This is a genomic window from Stenotrophomonas sp. YJH_SMC_40, assembly GCF_059368615.1.
Map to the genome: position 1 here is coordinate 62901 of NZ_JCAFRX010000012.1, position 17187 is coordinate 80087.

General features: G+C 67.1%; 14 protein-coding genes. 6 read left to right on the plus strand and 8 right to left on the minus strand.

Annotation, left to right across the window (positions count from 1 at the left end; all coding sequences use genetic code 11):
* Positions 1-99: 99 nt before the first annotated feature.
* Entirely contained in the window at positions 100-810 is a 711-nt protein-coding gene (locus AC5P6X_RS19315; protein WP_049451221.1) for a glutathione S-transferase, read from the plus strand.
* A gap of 79 nt (positions 811-889) precedes the next feature.
* On the opposite strand, the gene AC5P6X_RS19320 is transcribed toward AC5P6X_RS19315, so the two are convergent.
* The 4 genes from AC5P6X_RS19320 to AC5P6X_RS19335 form a co-directional block, all read right to left on the minus strand.
* Positions 890-2494 carry a SulP family inorganic anion transporter gene (locus AC5P6X_RS19320; protein WP_088436954.1) on the minus strand — a complete coding sequence of 535 codons (1605 nt, stop codon included), beginning with the start codon at positions 2492-2494 and terminating at the stop codon, positions 890-892.
* 732 nt (positions 2495-3226) lie between these two features.
* Positions 3227-4945: a thiamine pyrophosphate-dependent enzyme gene (locus AC5P6X_RS19325; RefSeq protein ID WP_005410779.1), complete on the minus strand. Its 1719-nt coding sequence runs from the start codon at positions 4943-4945 to the stop codon at positions 3227-3229.
* Between the two features lie 131 nt (positions 4946-5076).
* Positions 5077-5934: an SH3 domain-containing protein gene (locus tag AC5P6X_RS19330; RefSeq protein WP_049451233.1), complete on the minus strand. Its 858-nt coding sequence runs from the start codon at positions 5932-5934 to the stop codon at positions 5077-5079.
* 36 nt (positions 5935-5970) lie between these two features.
* The gene (locus AC5P6X_RS19335; RefSeq protein WP_049451223.1) at positions 5971-6453 is read right to left on the minus strand and encodes a DUF3574 domain-containing protein; all 483 of its coding nucleotides are present in this window, start codon (positions 6451-6453) and stop codon (positions 5971-5973) included.
* Positions 6454-6667: 214 nt separating this feature from the next.
* Here AC5P6X_RS19335 and AC5P6X_RS19340 point away from each other — a divergent pair, with 214 nt between their 5' ends.
* The 4 genes from AC5P6X_RS19340 (at position 6668) to otsA (ending at position 13367) form a co-directional block, all read left to right on the plus strand.
* The gene (locus tag AC5P6X_RS19340) at positions 6668-9103 is read left to right on the plus strand and encodes a TonB-dependent receptor plug domain-containing protein (protein ID WP_049451224.1); all 2436 of its coding nucleotides are present in this window, start codon (positions 6668-6670) and stop codon (positions 9101-9103) included.
* Between the two features lie 321 nt (positions 9104-9424).
* Positions 9425-10183 carry a trehalose-phosphatase gene (otsB, locus tag AC5P6X_RS19345; RefSeq protein ID WP_088436222.1) on the plus strand — a complete coding sequence of 253 codons (759 nt, stop codon included), beginning with the start codon at positions 9425-9427 and terminating at the stop codon, positions 10181-10183.
* A 41-nt stretch (positions 10184-10224) separates the two neighbouring features.
* A complete protein-coding gene (locus AC5P6X_RS19350) occupies positions 10225-12006 on the plus strand; it encodes a glycoside hydrolase family 15 protein (RefSeq protein ID WP_495215576.1) in 1782 nt (593 codons plus the stop codon).
* On the plus strand, positions 12003-13367 hold the full coding sequence (gene otsA / locus AC5P6X_RS19355; RefSeq protein ID WP_005410785.1) for an alpha,alpha-trehalose-phosphate synthase (UDP-forming): 1365 nt from the start codon (positions 12003-12005) through the stop codon (positions 13365-13367). The genes AC5P6X_RS19350 and otsA overlap by 4 nt, the downstream gene beginning before the upstream one ends.
* A 71-nt stretch (positions 13368-13438) precedes the next feature.
* Here otsA and AC5P6X_RS19360 read toward each other — a convergent pair whose 3' ends face one another.
* The 4 genes from AC5P6X_RS19360 to rluD are packed head-to-tail and all read right to left on the minus strand — an operon-like array spanning position 13439 to position 16137.
* Positions 13439-13876, minus strand: a complete 438-nt coding sequence (locus tag AC5P6X_RS19360) for a thiol-disulfide oxidoreductase DCC family protein (protein ID WP_049451225.1) — start codon at positions 13874-13876, stop codon at positions 13439-13441.
* Complete coding sequence (locus tag AC5P6X_RS19365) at positions 13851-14375, minus strand: DUF4166 domain-containing protein (protein ID WP_329756951.1); 525 nt, start codon at positions 14373-14375, stop codon at positions 13851-13853. Before AC5P6X_RS19365 ends, AC5P6X_RS19360 begins: the two co-directional genes overlap by 26 nt.
* Before the next feature lie 2 nt (positions 14376-14377).
* Positions 14378-15148, minus strand: coding sequence for a peptidoglycan editing factor PgeF (pgeF, locus tag AC5P6X_RS19370; protein WP_049451227.1), 771 nt, complete (start codon positions 15146-15148; stop codon positions 14378-14380).
* Entirely contained in the window at positions 15148-16137 is a 990-nt protein-coding gene (gene rluD / locus AC5P6X_RS19375; protein ID WP_005410789.1) for a 23S rRNA pseudouridine(1911/1915/1917) synthase RluD, read from the minus strand. The genes pgeF and rluD overlap by 1 nt, the downstream gene beginning before the upstream one ends.
* Before the next feature lie 113 nt (positions 16138-16250).
* Between rluD and AC5P6X_RS19380 the strand changes: the two genes are divergently transcribed.
* Positions 16251-17138, plus strand: a complete 888-nt coding sequence (locus AC5P6X_RS19380) for an outer membrane protein assembly factor BamD (RefSeq protein WP_024956778.1) — start codon at positions 16251-16253, stop codon at positions 17136-17138.
* The last annotated feature ends 49 nt before the right edge of the window (positions 17139-17187 follow it).

Genomic DNA, 17187 nt, shown 5'->3' on the forward strand with positions numbered 1-17187 from the left:
CCGCTGCCGTTCGGGTTGAGGCCTGCAGCAAGGCCGTGCTCACACTTGCTTTGCATGCAGCGCGCGAGGCTGTGAGCCTTGTTCTGTGGAGGCACTGCCATGCAGTACGCGCTGTATTACTGGACCGGCATCCAGGGCCGTGGCGAGTTCGTGCGGCTGGCGCTGGAGGATGCCGGTGCCGACTACATCGACATGGCGCGGGTGCACGGCGATGCGGTGATGCAGCCGTTTCTCGATGGCAGCAGTGAAGGTGCGCAGCCCTTCGCGCCGCCATTCCTGAAGGCGGGCCGCCAGGTCATTGCACAGGTCGCCGCGATCCTGGATTTCCTCGGCCCGACGCTGGACCTGGTGCCGCATGCGGCCTCGCGGCGGGTGCAGGCGCTGCAGTTGCAGCTGACCATCGCTGATCTGGTAGCCGAGGTGCACGACACCCACCATCCAATTGCTGCATCGAAGTACTACGAGCAGCAGAAGACCGAAGCCAAGGCACGGGCCGCCTCCCTGCGTGGCGAACGGCTGCCGAAGTTCCTCGGCTACTTCGAGCAGGTGCTGGCCGCCAATGGTGGCCGCCACGCACTGCGCGAGCATTCCTATGTGGATCTGTCGCTGTTCCAGCTGCTGAGCGGGCTGGACTACATGTTCCCGCGCCGCATGCAGGCGCTCGGCCCCACACTGCCCCTGCTGCGTGCGCTGCAGGAGCGGGTGGCAAAGCGGCCGAACATCGCCGCCTATCTGGCTTCGGAGCGGCGGTTGCCGTTCAACACCAACGGCATCTTCCGCCACTACCCGGAACTGGATGGAGAGCGGTAGTGCCGGCCGCTGGCCGGCAGCTGCACGATCCGACCGAAGCCCATGAGGATGCCGGCCAGCGGCCGGCACTACCGTTGGGTCAGTTGTTTTCACCCAGCGGCTGCACCGGCTGCTTCTGCAGCGAAAGCAACCCCAGCAGCAACGCCAGTGCCACGTAGGCACCAGCGAACTGCCAGCTGATGATGCGCGCCAGGCCGTCCAGCTCCCACGGCAGGTAGATGCCACCACGCGGATCCACCGAGTGGATCAGGCCGAACAGGGTCAGCACCGCAGCCACCAGCAGGAAGCCGCAGGCACGGCGCAGGCGGCCATCGACCATCGCCGCCACCGCCGAAATCCACAGCATCGAGGTGATGATGAAACCGTTGCCGAGGGTGAAGATCACCGCCAGCTCGGGCAGGCCATGGCCGTCGAGCTTGGTCAGCAGCTGCGGCAGCTGGTCCGGCGCGATCCAGCCGGGTGCCTTGATCGCCAGCAGGTACGCCACCGACGGCAGGAAACCGAACACCATCGCACCGGTGTGGTGACGCGGCGTGGCCTGGAAGGCCTGGGTGGTGATGTCGATGGCCACGTACACGATGATCGGTGCCAGCACCGCCAGCGGCAGCCACTGCACCAGCCCGGAGATGATGCCGAGCATGCCGCCGATGCCGACGAACAGGCCGGTCAGTAGCGTGTAGCCGCTGCGCGCACCCATGTGCTTGTACGCCGGCTGGCCGATGTAGGGCGTGGTCTGCGCCACGCCGCCACAGACGCCGGCCACCAGCGTGGCCACCGCTTCCACCAGCAGGATGTCGCGGGTGCGGTAGTCGTCGCCGGCTGCGCGCGCGCTTTCAGAGACGTTGATGCCACCGACCACCATCAGCAGGCCGAACGGCAGCAGCAGCGGCAGGTAGGTCATCGCGGTGGGCAGGCCGTCGAGGAAGCCCAGTGTCGGCAGCGGCAGCACCACCTGCGGCGGCACCCACTCCGGTACATGGAAGCCGGGTGCGCCCAGCCCGGCCAGGCCGAGGCCGTAGTACAGCACGGTGCCGAACACGAAGGCCAGCAGCACGCCCGGGCCACGCACCGGCAGCTTTCCCTTGGCGATCAGCACGTACAGCAGCAAACCGAGCGTGGTGAAGCCGACCAGCGGCGAGCGCAGCGTTTCCAGCAGCGGCAGCAGACCCATCAGCACCAGCGCGATGCCGGCGATGGAACCCAGCAGCGCGGCACGCGGCAGCGCGCGGGTGACCGCTTCGCCGAAGAACGACAACACGAACTTGAGCACGCCCATGATGACCAGCGCGGCCATGCCCAGCTGCCAGGTGGCGATGCCCGCAGCGTGCGGGTCCATGCCCTGCTGCTTGAACGCGATGAAGGCCGGGCCGAGCACCAGCAGCGCCATGCCGATGCTGGTCGGTGCATCCAGGCCGAGCGGCATGGCGGTGACATCGTCGCGGCCGGTACGCGCGGCCAGCCGGCGCGCCATCAGGGTGTACAGCAGGTTACCGACCAGCACGCCGAAGGCGGTGCCGGGGAACATGCGGCCGAACACCACGTCGGCGGGGAACTGGAAGATCCCGACCAGGGCCATGGCGATGAAGCCGAGGATGGAGAGGTTGTCGACGACCAGGCCGAAGAAGCCGTTGAAGTCACCGGCGACGAACCAGCGACGCGGTGCGGCGGAAGCGGGAGCGGACATGGAAGGGGCGGTGGGGGTGGGGACCGCCGATGGTAGGCCCAGCGGGGCCAGCGCGCCAATTCCGTCGTGGAATGATGGGTTCCAGCCAACGGCGGGGCCCCTCGTGGCTGGGTTGGTCGCGGACAGCGGACCTCAGGGGGTGGGCCGGGCGGGTAGGCTGCGCAGGGGTCGCTGCAAGTACGTCCCTGTAAGCTCGGTCGCCGCATCCATGCGGCTCACGCCCCTGCGCAGCCTACCCGCCCGGCCCCTGACAGTTTCGTGCGCGTGCCAGCCACGGAAGAGAATCAAAAGATCAAAAGCAAAGGCAGGCGCTCGTTGTAGCGCCGAGCCCCTGCTCGGCCGCTGTACGCGAAGCCTCTGAGCCGAGCACGGTTCGGCTCTACAGAAGATCTTTCCGATCATTCTTTCGTTCATCCACGCATGGCGTGGATCTACCGTGTCGACCAAGGTCGACACCCATCAGGCACCGGCCATGCCATTCCGACAGATCGCAGAAATCTGTCGAAGGCGGGGTGGGTCCGGTTGCGGGGGTGTCCGCGGCACGGATGCCGCGGCCAAGCCCCCAGGGACGGGTTTACGGCGTCCCCCGCAACCGGACCCGCCCTGCCATCCCACGGAATGCCCGCTGTTGCTGTTGCTTCGGTTGTTGCTGTTGCTTCGGTTGTTGCTGTTGCTTCGGCTGTTGCATTGGCCTCTGCGGGTGCAGGGCGCAGCCCTGCATCGACCAACTCCCTACTTCTTCAGGAAGTTGTCCACCAGCAGATGCTTCACGTCGTCGAAGCGGCCGTTCAATACCGCCTTGGCTGCATACAGCGCGGTACCGGCCACCTGCTTGGCCTCGATCTGCGGCGGCATCACCAGCTCGGCGCGGCTGGTATGCACGTCCAGCAGCGCCGGGCCACGCTGCGACAGGAAATCCTGCACCGCTTCTTCCAGATCCTCGCTGCGCGTCACCGTGCGGCCGTGGAAGCCGATCACTTCGGCAAGGCGGCCAAAATCCGGGTTCTTCAGGTCGGTGTAGTTGTCCAGCAGGCCTTCCACCTTCTGCTCCAGCTCGACGAAGTTCAGCGAGCCATTGTTGAACACCACCACCTTGATCGGCAGGTTCTCCTGCACGGCCGTCAGCAGGTCGCCCAGCAGCATCGCCAGGCCGCCATCGCCGGACAGCGAAATCACCTGCCGGCCGGGGAACGCCTTCTGCAGGCCCAGTGCCTGCGGCATTGCGTTGGCCATCGTGCCGTGCAGCAGGCTGGTCAGCGTGCGGCGGCGACCGTTGACGCGGATATGCCGCAGCACCCAGACCATCGGCGAGCCGCCGTCAGCGGTGAACAGCGCATCGTCGCTGGCGTACTTCGACAGCAGCGCGGTCAGATGCTGCGGGTGGATCAGCTCGCCCTCGCCCGGCTGTTCTTCCTGCTCGCGCTTCTTCAGCGCCTTGTCGCGACGTTCGATACATTCGTCCAGGAAACTGCTGTCCTCGCGCGGCGGCAACATCGGCAGCAAGGCATCCAGCGTCGGTGCGATGTCACCGACCACGCCCAGGTTCACCGGGTGGCGGCGGCCGAGATGGCTGCCATCGCGGTCGACCTGGATGATCGTGGCCTTGTCCGGGTAGAACTGGCCCCAGGCGAAGTCGGCGCCGAGCAGCAGCAGCGTGTCGCACTCCATCAGCGTGTGGAAGCCGGATTCGATGCCGAAGATGCCGGTCATGCCCATGTTGTACGGGTTGTCCGGCTCGACGAAGTCCTTGGCGCGCGAGGTGTGCGCGATCGGTGCCTGCAGGCGCCGGGCCAGTTCCAGCAGCTGTGCGTGCGCACCCTGGCAACCGGCGCCGGCGTAGATGCCGATGCGCTTGCCCTGCCCCAGCAGCTCGGCGATGCGCTGCAGCTCAGCATCCGACGGGCGCAGTACCGGCTGGGTGTAATGCACCGAGAACGGCACATCGTGCTTCACTTCGGCCTGGCTGATATCGGCGGGCAGGATCACCACCGCCACGCCACGGCGGCTGATCGCGGCCTGGCAGGCCAGGGTGACCACGCGACGCGCCTGCTCGGCGCTGTGCACCTGCTCGCAGAACACCGAACAACTGGCGTACACCGCCTTGAAGTCCACTTCCTGCGGAAATTCCATGCCCAGCTCGCTGGTCACCACCTGGCTGGCGATCAGCACCATCGGCGCGCGGTTGCGGTTGCTCTCGAACACGCCATTGATGAAATGCAGGCTGCCGGGGCCGCAGGAGCCGGCGCAGGCGGTCAGTTCGCCGCTCACCAGCGAATCGGCGCCTGCGGCAAAGGCTGCTACTTCCTCATGCCGCACATGCACCCATGCGATCTCGCTGCCATGCATCGCATCGGTCACGTGGTTGAGCGTATCGCCCACGATGCCGTAGCAACGGCGGACACCGGCCTGCTGCAGGGCGTCCACCACAATTTCGGCCACGCGCTTGCTCATCGGATACATCCTCGAACGGGGGAACGTCCGAGGCTAGACCCGATGAAGTGATGCCTCCGCAAAAAAAGGGGACGGAGGGAATCAAGTCGTATGTGCCACAAACGACTTAATTCCCTCCGTCCCCTTTTTCTTCAATCGTTGACGTTGATCCAGCCTTCCACCGCGCCCTGCTTCGGGTTGCGGTAGCGCAGCTTCACCCAGCCGTCCTGTTCATCCAGCAGTTCCACGCGGTCGCCCTGCACCAGGTAACGCTTGGTGCTGGACGCACCGGGTCGGTCGAACAGGAACAGGCGCGCGGGTACCACGGCGGCCTGCTGACCACGCAACGGCCCGTCCGGCGGTGCGCCCATGCCATTGGCAATCGCGCTCTCCAGCACACGGCCGGCCGGATCATACGTGCGCCAGACCGCCAACGGGCCCTGCTCGTCGGTCTGTTCCCACTGCAGCGCGGCGTTCAAGGTATCGCCCAGCATCAGCACGCTCTCAGAGCGGTACAGATGGAGCTTCGCGCCTGCAAACCGGTACTGGTCGGTGTACCACATCGGGCCACTGCGGCAACTGCTGGTCAAGGTACGAGTGGCAGCATCCACGCTCAACCCCATCAGGTCACCGCAACTGTCCTTGCCGTGGGTGTCGGCCTGCAGCGCGCGGAAACCCACAGTGGCCGGATCGAACCGGTACACCGCCACCGCTTCGTTGACCATGCCTACCGGAGCGCGTGCGACCAGTTCCGGGTAGCCATCGAAATCGACATCTTCGAGCGACCATCGCGAATTGCCGTCGGCATCGGCCGCGCCGGCCAGCGTTTGGCGCTTGCCCGAGGGTGACAGCTGCACCGCGATGCTGCCGTCCTGCTGCGGATCGGCATGCGCCTGCACATGCGCGGCCACCTGGAAGCGCAGCGTTTCGCCGTCGTCCCCACCCGCCTGCGCCGTCGGTGCCAGTACGCCTGCCAATGCCAGGCCCAGCAGGCATTCCCTGTAGTTCATCATTGCTCCCTGCGGCACCGCGGCGGCACCTTCAACTCAGAACGATACCTCGACCGCCTGCCGCGACCACAGCACCGACTGATGCCTGGTCTGCTGCTTCCACGCCAGGCGGATCGCTTCGATGTCGGCGCGGCGCTGCGGGGTGTCCTCGTGCAGCACCACCAGCACCTTGGTGCGCAGGCGGTTGGGCGCGGCATCACCGCGGAACAGCCATTGGCCATAGGCATCGAACACGGTCAGGCCATCCGGGAAGCGCGGAGTGACTTCCTTGTCCAGGAAGGTGCGCCACTGCGCCTCGCTGATGGTATCGGCCTGCGGGCGGTTGCCGGCGCCCTGCTCCTCGCCCACGCCGAAATACAGCTCGCTGCGCACCCAGCCGTGGCCGGCGGACGGGCGTGCAGCATCGCCCTTCAGTTCGGCGGTGGTGGCCGTGGCATAGGCGCTGGGCGCCTGCGAGGACAGGCTGGCGCAGCCACTGGTGGCCAGCAGCACGGCGAAGACGAGGCCAAGGTGTTTCATCGGTACAGCTCCGGGGAAGGGGACAAGGCGAGCCGGCAGCGTACAGCGCCACCGGCCCGGCGTGCTGATGCCAGCAGGGCATCAACTCATGCCGGACCGGCAGGGGCTTGCATCGGCACCGGTCATCACGCGAAGATAATATATCGCTTCATCCGGATGGATGTAAGTGCAACCATCTCCCCCCTTCCCCGTCGTCGTTGTTGCTGGAGCCCCCATGTCCGTCCGCCTGCCCGCGTCGCCGCTCGGCCTCGCCATCGCCCTCGCGCTTTCCTCCGCCGCCGTCCCGGCCCTGGCCCAGGACGCCACCAACCTGGACACCGTTATCGTCACCGGCACCCGTGCCGCCGACCGCACCGTGCTCGAATCCACCTCGCCGGTGGATGTGCTCACCGCCGAGGACATCCGCAAGGCCGGCGTGGTCAACGGCGAACTGGGCAGCGCGCTGCAGGCGCTGCTGCCGTCGTTCAACTTCCCGCGCCAGTCCAACTCCGGCGGCGCCGACCATGTGCGCGCCGCGCAGTTGCGCGGCCTGTCGCCGGACCAGGTGCTGGTGCTGGTCAATGGCAAGCGCCGCCACCACACCGCGCTGGTCAACACCGACAGCAAGATCGGCAAGGGCACCACCCCGGTTGATTTCAATTCGATCCCGGTCAGCGCGATCAAGCGCATCGAAGTACTGCGTGATGGCGCTGGTGCGCTGTATGGCTCGGATGCGGTGGCCGGCGTGATCAACGTGATCCTCGACAACGGCGGCGACGGTGGCGAAATCGAGGCCAGCTACGGTGCCAACCACACCGACCTCAAGCCGATCGGCCGCACCCTCACCGACGGCCAGACCGGCAACGTCAGCGCCAAGGTCGGTACTTCGCTGGGCGAGGACGGCGGCTTCCTGCGCGTCGGCCTGGAATACAAGCACCGCAACGGCACCAACCGCGCCGGCTTCGACCAGATTCCGCCGTGGGACCAGACGCCGGACAACCTGGCGCTGCAGGGCAAGCGCAACTACGTGCTGGGCGATGGCAAGAGCAAGGACATCAACCTGTGGTTGAACACCGAGATCCCGGTGGGACAGACCTCGACGTTCTACGCGTTCGGTACCTTCAACCAGCGTGACACCGAAGGCGCCAACTACTTCCGCTATCCCGATGGCGAGGCCAACTGGAAGCAGGTCTATCCGAACGGTTACCGGCCGATCTCCGAGGGCGAGAACCGCGACGTGCAGGCCGTGGCCGGCGTGCGCGGGCAGTGGGGCGAATGGAGCTACGACGGCAGCCTGGACTACGGCCAGAACGACTTCACCTACCGCCTGCGTGATTCGCTCAACGCCTCGCTGGGCCCGACCAGCCCGACCCGCTTCAAGACCGCCGATTACGAATACGCACAGACCGTGGGCAACTTCGATCTGAGCCGCGTGTTCACCCAGAGCGACAGCATCAGCCACACGCTCGGCCTGGGCGTGGAAGCACGCCACGAGCGCTACCAGACCCGTCCCGGCGACCCGGCCAGCTATGCGGCCGGTCCGTACACCGACCGCCCGACCGGTTCGCAGGCCGGTGGCGGCTTGACCCCGCAGGACGCGGCCACCCTGTCGCGCGATGTCGCCAGCGCCTACGCCAGCCTGTCCAGTCAGTTCGGCGAGAAGTTCTCCACCGATCTGGCCGCGCGCTACGAGCACAACGACGACTTCGGCGGTGAACTGACCGGCAAACTCGGCCTGCGCTATGAATTCACCCCGGCGTTCGCGCTGCGCGGTGCCATCTCCAACAACTTCCGTGCGCCGTCGCTGGCACAGATCGGCTACGAATCCACCTCCACCGGCTACAACGCTGGCGGCCAGCTGGTGCAGGGCCGCCTGTTGTCGGTCAACAACCCGATCGCGCGTGGCCTCGGTGCGCAGAACCTGAGGCCGGAGAAGTCGATCAATACCTCGCTGGGCTTCACCAGCCGAATTGGCGAGCACTTCGACCTGTCACTGGACTTCTTCCAGATCGACATCGACGATCGCATCGCGCTGTCGGAGAGCATCACCGGCGATGCACTGACCGACTACGTGGCCGCCAACTACGGCGTCAGCGGCCTGCAGAGCGCCAGTTTCTTCGTCAACGCCGCCGATACCCGCACCCGCGGCGCCGAGCTGGTGAGCAACTGGCGCCAGTCACTGGGCGACGGCCAGCTGCTGCTGACCGGCACCTACGCCTATACCAAGACCACGCTGAAGAACGTGCTGGCTACGCCGGCGCAGCTGCAGGCGCTCAACCCGAACTATGTGCTGTTCGGCATCGAAGAGACCAATACGCTCACCGATGCCACGCCGCGTACCCGCGGCAGCTTCTCTGCCGCGTGGAGCAACGACCACTGGTCGCTGAGCACCCGTGTGAACCGCTACGGCAGCGCCACCCGCGTGTTCAACTTCGGTGACGGCTACATCCCGCGCCAGACCTACCAGGCCGAGTGGCAGCTGGATGCGGAGGTCGAATACCGCATCACTCCGCGCTGGAGCGTGGCCATCGGCGGCCAGAACCTGACCGACAACTACCCGGATCGATCCAACAGCGATATCCACTACTTCGGCAACCTGCCGTATGACGTGCTGTCGCCGATCGGCAGCAACGGCGCGTACTACTACGGCCGCGTCCGCTATACGTTCTGATCGCATTGGGTAGGTGCGGACCGTTGGTCCGCACGACACGGTAGTGCCGGCCGCTGGCCGGCAACTTCGTGATCCGGGTGCGGATCTGCTTTGGGTGGGTGCGAACCGTTGGCCCGCACGACACGGTAGTGCCGGCCGCTGGCCGGCAACTTCGTGATCCGGGTGCGGATCTGCTTGGGGCGGGTGCGGACCGTTGGCCCGCACTGTTTGAGCTGGATGCAGGCTGACCTGCCGTGCCGACCAACGGTCGGCACCCACCGAAGCAGGGCCGTAGCCTGCCCTCGACCCCGCGTACACGCCCACGCTGGCAAGCTGGGCGTCATGGCTGAACCGCTCCCCCTGCGTCCGCCACCGCCATTGCTGGACGACGCCTGCGCGTTGTTCCTCGATGTCGATGGCACCCTGATCGAATTCGCTGCACGCCCGGATGCCGTGCAGCTGCTGCCGGATGTGCGTGAAGCCATCGGCCGCATCAGCGACCGCCTGGAAGGTGCCGTGGCACTGGTCAGTGGTCGCCCGCTTGAACAGCTGGATCAACTGTTCGCCCCCCTGCAACTACCCGCCGCCGGCCTGCACGGCCATGAGCTGCGTGGCGAAGACGGTCGTGTGCTGCGCAACGAACACGACGACGACACCGCCGAATGGCTGCACGCGCTGCACCAGCAGGCGATGCGCTTCGCCCATGGGCATCCTGGCGTGCTGGTGGAAGACAAGGGCGTCGGCCTGGCCTTGCACTGGCGCGGTGCGCCGCACGCCGCCAGCGATGTCCGCGCGTTCGCTGACCGCCACGTGCGTGGCCGCACCAGCTACCGCCTGCAGCCTGGCGACCATGTGGTCGAGTTCGTGCCTGTCGGCACCGACAAGGGCCGTGCCGTGCGCCGGATGATGCAGTACCTGCCCTTCCGCGGCCGCCTGCCGGTGTTCCTCGGTGATGACCTCACCGACGAATTCGGCTTCGATGCTGCCAACGGCCAGCATGGCTGGAGCGTGCTGGTGGGTGAACGTGAACCCAGTGCGGCCGTGTTCGCGCTGCCCGACATACGCAGCGTGCACGCCTGGCTGCGTGAGAATGCCTATTGACCCGGCCAACCCCCACGGCCGCAACCGAGATGTACCGCGTGATGACCCAACCCGATCTTGATCTGGGCGTGGTCGGCAACGGCAGCTTCGGCGCCCTGGTCGACAAACATGCCCGCGTTGTCTGGAGCTGCCTGCCCACCTTCGACGGCGACCCCGCCTTCTGCGCCCTGCTCGGCCCCAACCAGCAGACCGGCGGCGACTTCGCCATCGAGCTGGAGGACTTCGCGAGCAGCGAGCAGGAATACCTCACCAACACTGCGATCCTGCGCACCGTGCTGCGTGACACGCAGGGCGGCGCATTGGAAATCCTCGATTTCGCCCCGCGCTGGCGCCAGAACGACCGCTTCTACCGGCCGGTCAGCCTGATCCGCCAGGTGCGTCCACTGGCCGGCAGCCCGCGCATCACCGTGCGTGCGCGCCCGCTGGCCGACTGGGGCGCACGCGTGCCAGAGTCGACCTGGGGCAGTAACCATGTGCGCTGGATCCTGCCCGAGCACGTGCTGCGGCTGACCACCGATGTGCCGGTGCGCTTCGTGCGCGACGGCCTGCCGTTCGTGCTCAACCATCCGATCCACCTGATCCTGGGCGTGGATGAATCGCTCAATCGGTCGATCAGCGGCTACGTGCAGGAAGCCTTCCAGCGCACCCGCGACTACTGGCGCGAGTGGGTGCGCTACCTGTCCATTCCACTGGAATGGCAGGACGCGGTCATCCGCAGTGCGATCACGTTGAAGCTGTGCCAGTACGAGGACAGCGGCGCGATCATCGCGGCGATGACCACTTCCATTCCGGAAGCACCCGGCAGCGTGCGCAACTGGGACTACCGCTACTGCTGGCTGCGCGACGCGGCCTTCGTGGTGCGGGCGCTGAACCGTCTCGGCGCCACGCGCACGATGGAACAGTTCCTCGGCTACATCTTCAACCTGGCCACCACCGACGGCACGCTGCAGCCGCTGTATGGCATCGGCTTCGAGGCCAAGCTGGACGAAGATGAAGTGCCCAGCCTGTCCGGTTATCGCGGCATGGGCCCGGTACGGCGCGGCAACCTGGCCTGGGTGCAGCGCCAGCACGATGTCTACGGCAGCGTGGTGCTGGCGTCCACGCAGCTGTTCTTCGACCGGCGCCTGCAGGACCCGGGTGATGCGCACACCTTTGCCCGCCTGGAACCCCTGGGCGAACAGGCCTTCGCCCTGCACGACGTACCCGATGCCGGCCTGTGGGAATTCCGCGGCCGCACCGAAGTGCACACCTACACCAGCGCGATGTGCTGGGCTGCCTGCGACCGCCTGTGCAAGATCGCCGTGCGCCTGAAGCGCGATGACCGCGCGCATTACTGGCGCGAGCGCGCCGACACCATCCACGCGCGCATCATGGCCGAATCCTGGAACGAGGAGCTGGGCCACTTCACCGATACCTTCGGCGGCCATCGGCTGGATGCCTCGCTGCTGCTGCTGGCCGATATCGGTTTCATCGACGCGCTGGACGCCCGCTTCATCGCCACCGTCGATGCCATCGGCCGCGACCTCAAGCATGGCAATTCGCTGTACCGCTATGTCGCGCCGGATGACTTCGGTGAACCGGAAACCAGCTTCACCATCTGCACCTTCTGGTACATCGACGCGCTGGCCGCGATCGGGCGCATGGATGAAGCACGTGAGATGTTCGAGCTGCTGCTGAAGCAGCGCAACCACCTGGGCCTGCTGTCGGAGGATCTGGCCTTCGACAGCGGCGAGGCCTGGGGTAATTTCCCGCAGACCTATTCGCACGTCGGCCTGATCACCGCCGCAATGCGCCTGTCGCGGTCCTGGCAGGAGGCATCGTGAGTCGTCTGGTCGTGGTTTCAAACCGTGTGGCCGTGCCCGGCGAGAACCGCGCCGGCGGCCTGGCTGTCGGCCTGCTGGCTGCCCTGAAGGAACGCGGTGGCCTGTGGTTCGGCTGGAGTGGCAAGACGGTGAAGGAAGGCAGCGGCACGCTGCACCGGCAGAAAGACGGTGACATCGACTACGTCACCATGGACCTGAGCAAGCGTGAGGTCGATGGCTACTACAACGGCTTCGCCAACCGCACCTTGTGGCCGCTGCTGCACTTCCGCCTGGATCTGGTCGACTACGACCGCGGCACCCGCGAGACCTACCACAAGGTCAACGCGCTGTTCGCCGACAAGCTCGCGCCACTGCTGCGCGAGGACGACATCGTCTGGATCCACGACTACCACCTGATTCCCCTCGGTGCGCTGCTGCGCGAGCGCGGCATCGGTTGTCGCATAGGCTTCTTCCTGCATATCCCGATGCCGTCTGCCGACCTGCTGCAGGCGATGCCCGACCACCTGCGGCTGTTCTCCGCGCTGTACGCCTACGACCTGGTCGGCTTCCAGACCCAGCGCGACGCTGATCGCTTCCAGACCTACCTGCGCCTGTTCGGCGGCGGCCGCGTGCTCGACAACGGCGAGCTGGAAGCACCGGGCGGGCGCCGCTTCCGTGCCGCCGCCTTCCCGATCGGCATCGACACCGAGCTGATCGCACGCCAGGCCGGCACAGCGGCCACCAAGGCCGCCGTGAAGAACCTGCGCGCCAGCCTGCGCGATCGCCAGCTGGCGATCGGCGTGGATCGCCTGGACTATTCCAAGGGCCTGCCCGAACGCTTCCTTGGCTTCGAGCGCTATCTTGAGCGCCACCCCGACCAGCGCGGCTCGCTGACCTACCTGCAGATCGCCCCGGTCTCGCGCGGCGATGTCACCGAGTACCGGCAGCTGCGCAGCCAGCTGGAACAGATCGCCGGCCACATCAACGGTGGCCACGCCGAACCTGACTGGACGCCGCTGCGCTACGTCAACCAGAACTTCACCCATGCCACCCTCACCGGCTTCTACCGGGCGGCGGCGGTCGGCCTGGTCACGCCGTTGCGCGATGGCATGAACCTGGTGGCCAAGGAATACGTGGCGTCGCAGGACCCGGAAGATCCCGGCGTGCTGGTGTTGTCGCTGCTGGCCGGCGCTGCCGACGAACTTAAGCAGGCATTGCTGGTGAACCCGCACGATCTGGACGGCGTGGCCGACGCCATCGCCACTGCAGCAACGATGTCACTGAGCAGGCGCAAGGAACGCTGGCACGCGATGATGGATCACCTGCGCACCTACGACATCAATCACTGGCGCCGCAGCTATTTGGACGCGCTGGAAGGTTGAGGAAAAAGGGGACGGAGGGGATCAAGGCAGTTGTGCACAGACGCCTTGATCCCCTCCGTCCCCTTTTTCCTTCAATCCAGGAATCGCGCTGCCTGCTCCGGTGCGGGCAGATGACAGGCGTCGTGCCGTCCGAACCAGCGGTAGCGGTTGCGCGCCAGCACGCGGTACGCGGCATCACGCCAGCCGCGCGGCACTGCCCGTAGTACGCCGGTCAGGCGCCAGGCGCCGCCCAGCCCCGTCAGTACGCGCAGGATCGCATCGGTATCGGTCCAGGCACCCTGTGCGTCCAGCAGCAGGAACGACATCGGGTCCTGCGGGTCCAGCCCGTGCGCGCGCAACATCGCGCTGCCCTGCTGCCCCTGCATCGCCGCAAAGCGGTAGCGCCCCGCGCGGTCGAAACGCAGCAGGAAGCGCACCCAGCGGTTGCACAGCGCGCATACGCCATCGAATACGATCACCGCGCTGCCCGCCTCGGCGGCGGCCTCACTGCGGTTCGAGCCAACCTTCATAGCGGATCAGGGCTCCGGCCCAGGGCAGCGTCACATCGACCAGGAAAGTGTAACGCTCGCCCTGCCAGGCTTCGCGGCAACGTACGCCACCAAACCAGCGCCTCGGCAGCGGCAGCAGCCCGAACGCCCAGACCCGGCGCACCGACCAGTCGATGCCACCCTCGCGGGCCTGCGGATCAAACTCGAAGCGCACCGCGCCCAACTGCTCGCGCAGGCAGCCCTCGTGCGCCCATAGCCGCGACACCATCGGCCAGCGGCCAAAACGCCGCGCCCACTGCTCGCCCTGCCCGTGTGCACTGAACGCCACTTCGGTCGGCAACGCTCCACCGTCCTTCGGCAGCCGCGCCAACACGGCCAGCAGCGGCACCAGCCAGTGCCGCCCCCTCACGATGCGCGCCTGCCCCACGTAGCGGCAGGGCAACGGCGCGGCATGCAGCGCCTGCACCGGCGCGGCCAGGGTGGCGAAGGCCGGCCCCAGCACGCGCGCGAACAGCGGCAAGGTCAGGGCGCGATCCAGGCCAGCGTCGCCATGCGCCCGGTGCGACGGTCGCGCCGGTGCGAATACAGGTCCGGATCGGCCATGGTCGACACCGTGCCGCCATGGACCTGCGCCGGGTCCATGCCCGCCGCCTGCAACCGCTGCCGCGCCAGCGCGAACAGGTCCACCTTCCAGTGGCCCGCGCGGGTGGCAACGAACGCCGCCTCGGCGGCCGGATCATGGCCGACGAAGGCGTGGTAGACCTCCTCGCCGATCTCGTAGTCGGCCGGTCCGGCGGCCGGGCCCAGCCAGGCCCGCAGCTGCGCCGGCGGCGTCTGCATGGCGGCCACGGTGGCCTCCAGCATGCCGTCGGCCAGGCCACGCCAGCCTGCGTGGGCCGCGCCCACCTCACTGCCATCGGCGGCGGCAAACACCACCGGCAGGCAGTCGGCAGTCAGGATCGCCAGCACCACGCCCGGCACCGAAGTCACTGCGGCATCGGCCACCGGCTCGCTTGCGCCGGGCACCGGCGGCGCGGTGAAGCGCAGCACGGTGCTGCTGTGCACCTGGCGCAGCCAGTGCGGTGTCGAGGGCAGCCCCAGCCCCTGCTGCAGCAGCTGGCGGTTGTGCTCTACGTTGGCTGGGGTATCACCGTCGGCCGCGTGCCGGTTGCCCAGGTTGAACTGCGCGAACGGCGCCGGCGAAATGCCCGCACCGTGCCGACGCGTGGTCAGCGCATTGACGCCCGGCGGCGCCGGCCAGTCCGCCTGCAGCACGGGCAGCGCGGCGGCCATCACCAGCGGTCCCGCTCGCGCGCGGCGAAGGCCTCGCTGTCTTCGCGCAGCACCTTCATCAGGTGCAGCATGTCCTCCGGCACCGGCGCGGTGTTGCGCACCAGCTCACCGGTGATCGGATGGGTGAACTCCAGGGTCTCGGCGTGCAGGGCCTGGCGCTTGAAGCCACGCAGCGCGGCCACCAGCTCATCGCTGGCCCCCTTGGGCAGCTTCAGCGCACCGCCGTACAGCGGGTCACCGATGATCGGATGGCGCACATGCGCCATGTGCACGCGGATCTGGTGGGTACGGCCGGTTTCCAGGCGGCACTCCAGCGCGGTGTGCGCACGGAAGCGCTCGCGCAGGCGGTAGTGGGTGATCGCTTCCTTGCCGTCCTCGCGCACCGCCATCTTCAGGCGGTCGCGCGGGTGGCGGTCGATCGGGGCATCGGCGGTACCGCCGGCCACCAGCGCACCCATCACGATGGCCAGGTACTGGCGGTGCACGTCGCGTGCGGCCAGTTGCTCGACCAGCGCGGTCTGCGCTTCCAGGGTCTTGGCCACCACCATCACGCCACTGGTGTCCTTGTCCAGGCGGTGCACGATGCCCGCGCGCGGCAGCACCGCCACCGACGGGTCGCGGAACAGCAGGGCGTTGACCAGGGTGCCGCTGTGGTTGCCCGCGCCCGGGTGCACCACCAGGCCGACCGGCTTGTTGATCACCAGCAGGTGCTCGTCCTCGAACAGCACGTCCAGCGGGATGTCCTCCGGCTGGGCGTCGGTCTGGGTTTCCAGCACCACGTTGAGGGTCACCACCTCGCCACCGCGCAGCGGATCGCGCGGGCGCACCTGGGCGCCGTCCAGCAGGACCTCCCCGGCCTTGATCCACTCGGTCAGGCGCGAACGCGAGTATTCGGGGAACAGTTCGGCCACCACGGCGTCGAAACGGCGGCCGGCAGCGGTGTCGGGGACGATGGCCTGGCGGGCCGATTCAGAGGGTTGTTCAGACATGGCAGGGGGCATTCTTTGAAATTTTGGGGTCCCGGCGGCCGGTTTCAGTCGCTGGACAGGACACTAGGCTATCATCGACCCTTCGTATTCCAGCCGCGTCCCGCCTTGACCTCATGATCCGACGCTCCTCCATGCTCTCCGCGCCCGTCCGCCTCACCGCCCTGCTGCTGGTGCTGGTCATCGCCGCCACCGGCTGCCACCGTGGCGCCAAGAAGGGCGATCGCCCCGATGAAGGGACGCCGGTCGAACAGTTGTACGAGAAGAGCCACAAGCTGATGCAGGGTGGCAACTGGAGCGGGGCTGAAACCAGCTTCCGCCGTCTCGTGGCCCAGTATCCGTACGGCCCGTATACCGAACAGGCGATGATCGAAACCGCCTACGCGCAGTACAAGGCCGGCAAGCACGATGACGCGGTGTCCAGCATCGACCGCTTCATCCGTACCTACCCGACCCATCGCAACATCGCGTACCTGTACTACCTGCGCGGCCTGGCCAACTCCAACCGCAGTACGGTTTTCCTGCGTCGCGTATGGTCGCTGGATGCCAGCCGCCGCGATCTGTCCACGCCGCACCAGGCGTATTCGGACTTCAACATCGTGGTCGACCGTTACCCGAACAGCCGCTACGCCGCCGATGCGCGCCAGCGCATGCTGGAGCTGCGTGACGTGTTCGCCCAGCATGAGCTGGACAACGCCCTGTACTACATGCGCCGCGGCGCCTGGGTCTCGGCCGCCGGCCGCGCCAACTACCTGCTGGAAACCTATCCGCAGAGCGCGTTCCAGTACGATGCCGTCGCCGTCCTGGCCGATTCCTACACCCACCTGGGCAACAAGACCCTGGCCGACGACGCCCGCCGCGTCCTGCAGCTGAACCAGCCGGACCACCCGTGGCTGGAAGGCAAGTGGCCGAAGTACCCGTGGATGATCCGCAAGCTGAACCCGTTCGCTGGCGAAAAGTCCGCCAGCACCGGCCAGCGCAACGCGCGACTGGAAAAGAAGTAAAAGAAGGCCCCAAAAGGGGCCTTTTCTTTGTCGGCAGATCCACGCCATG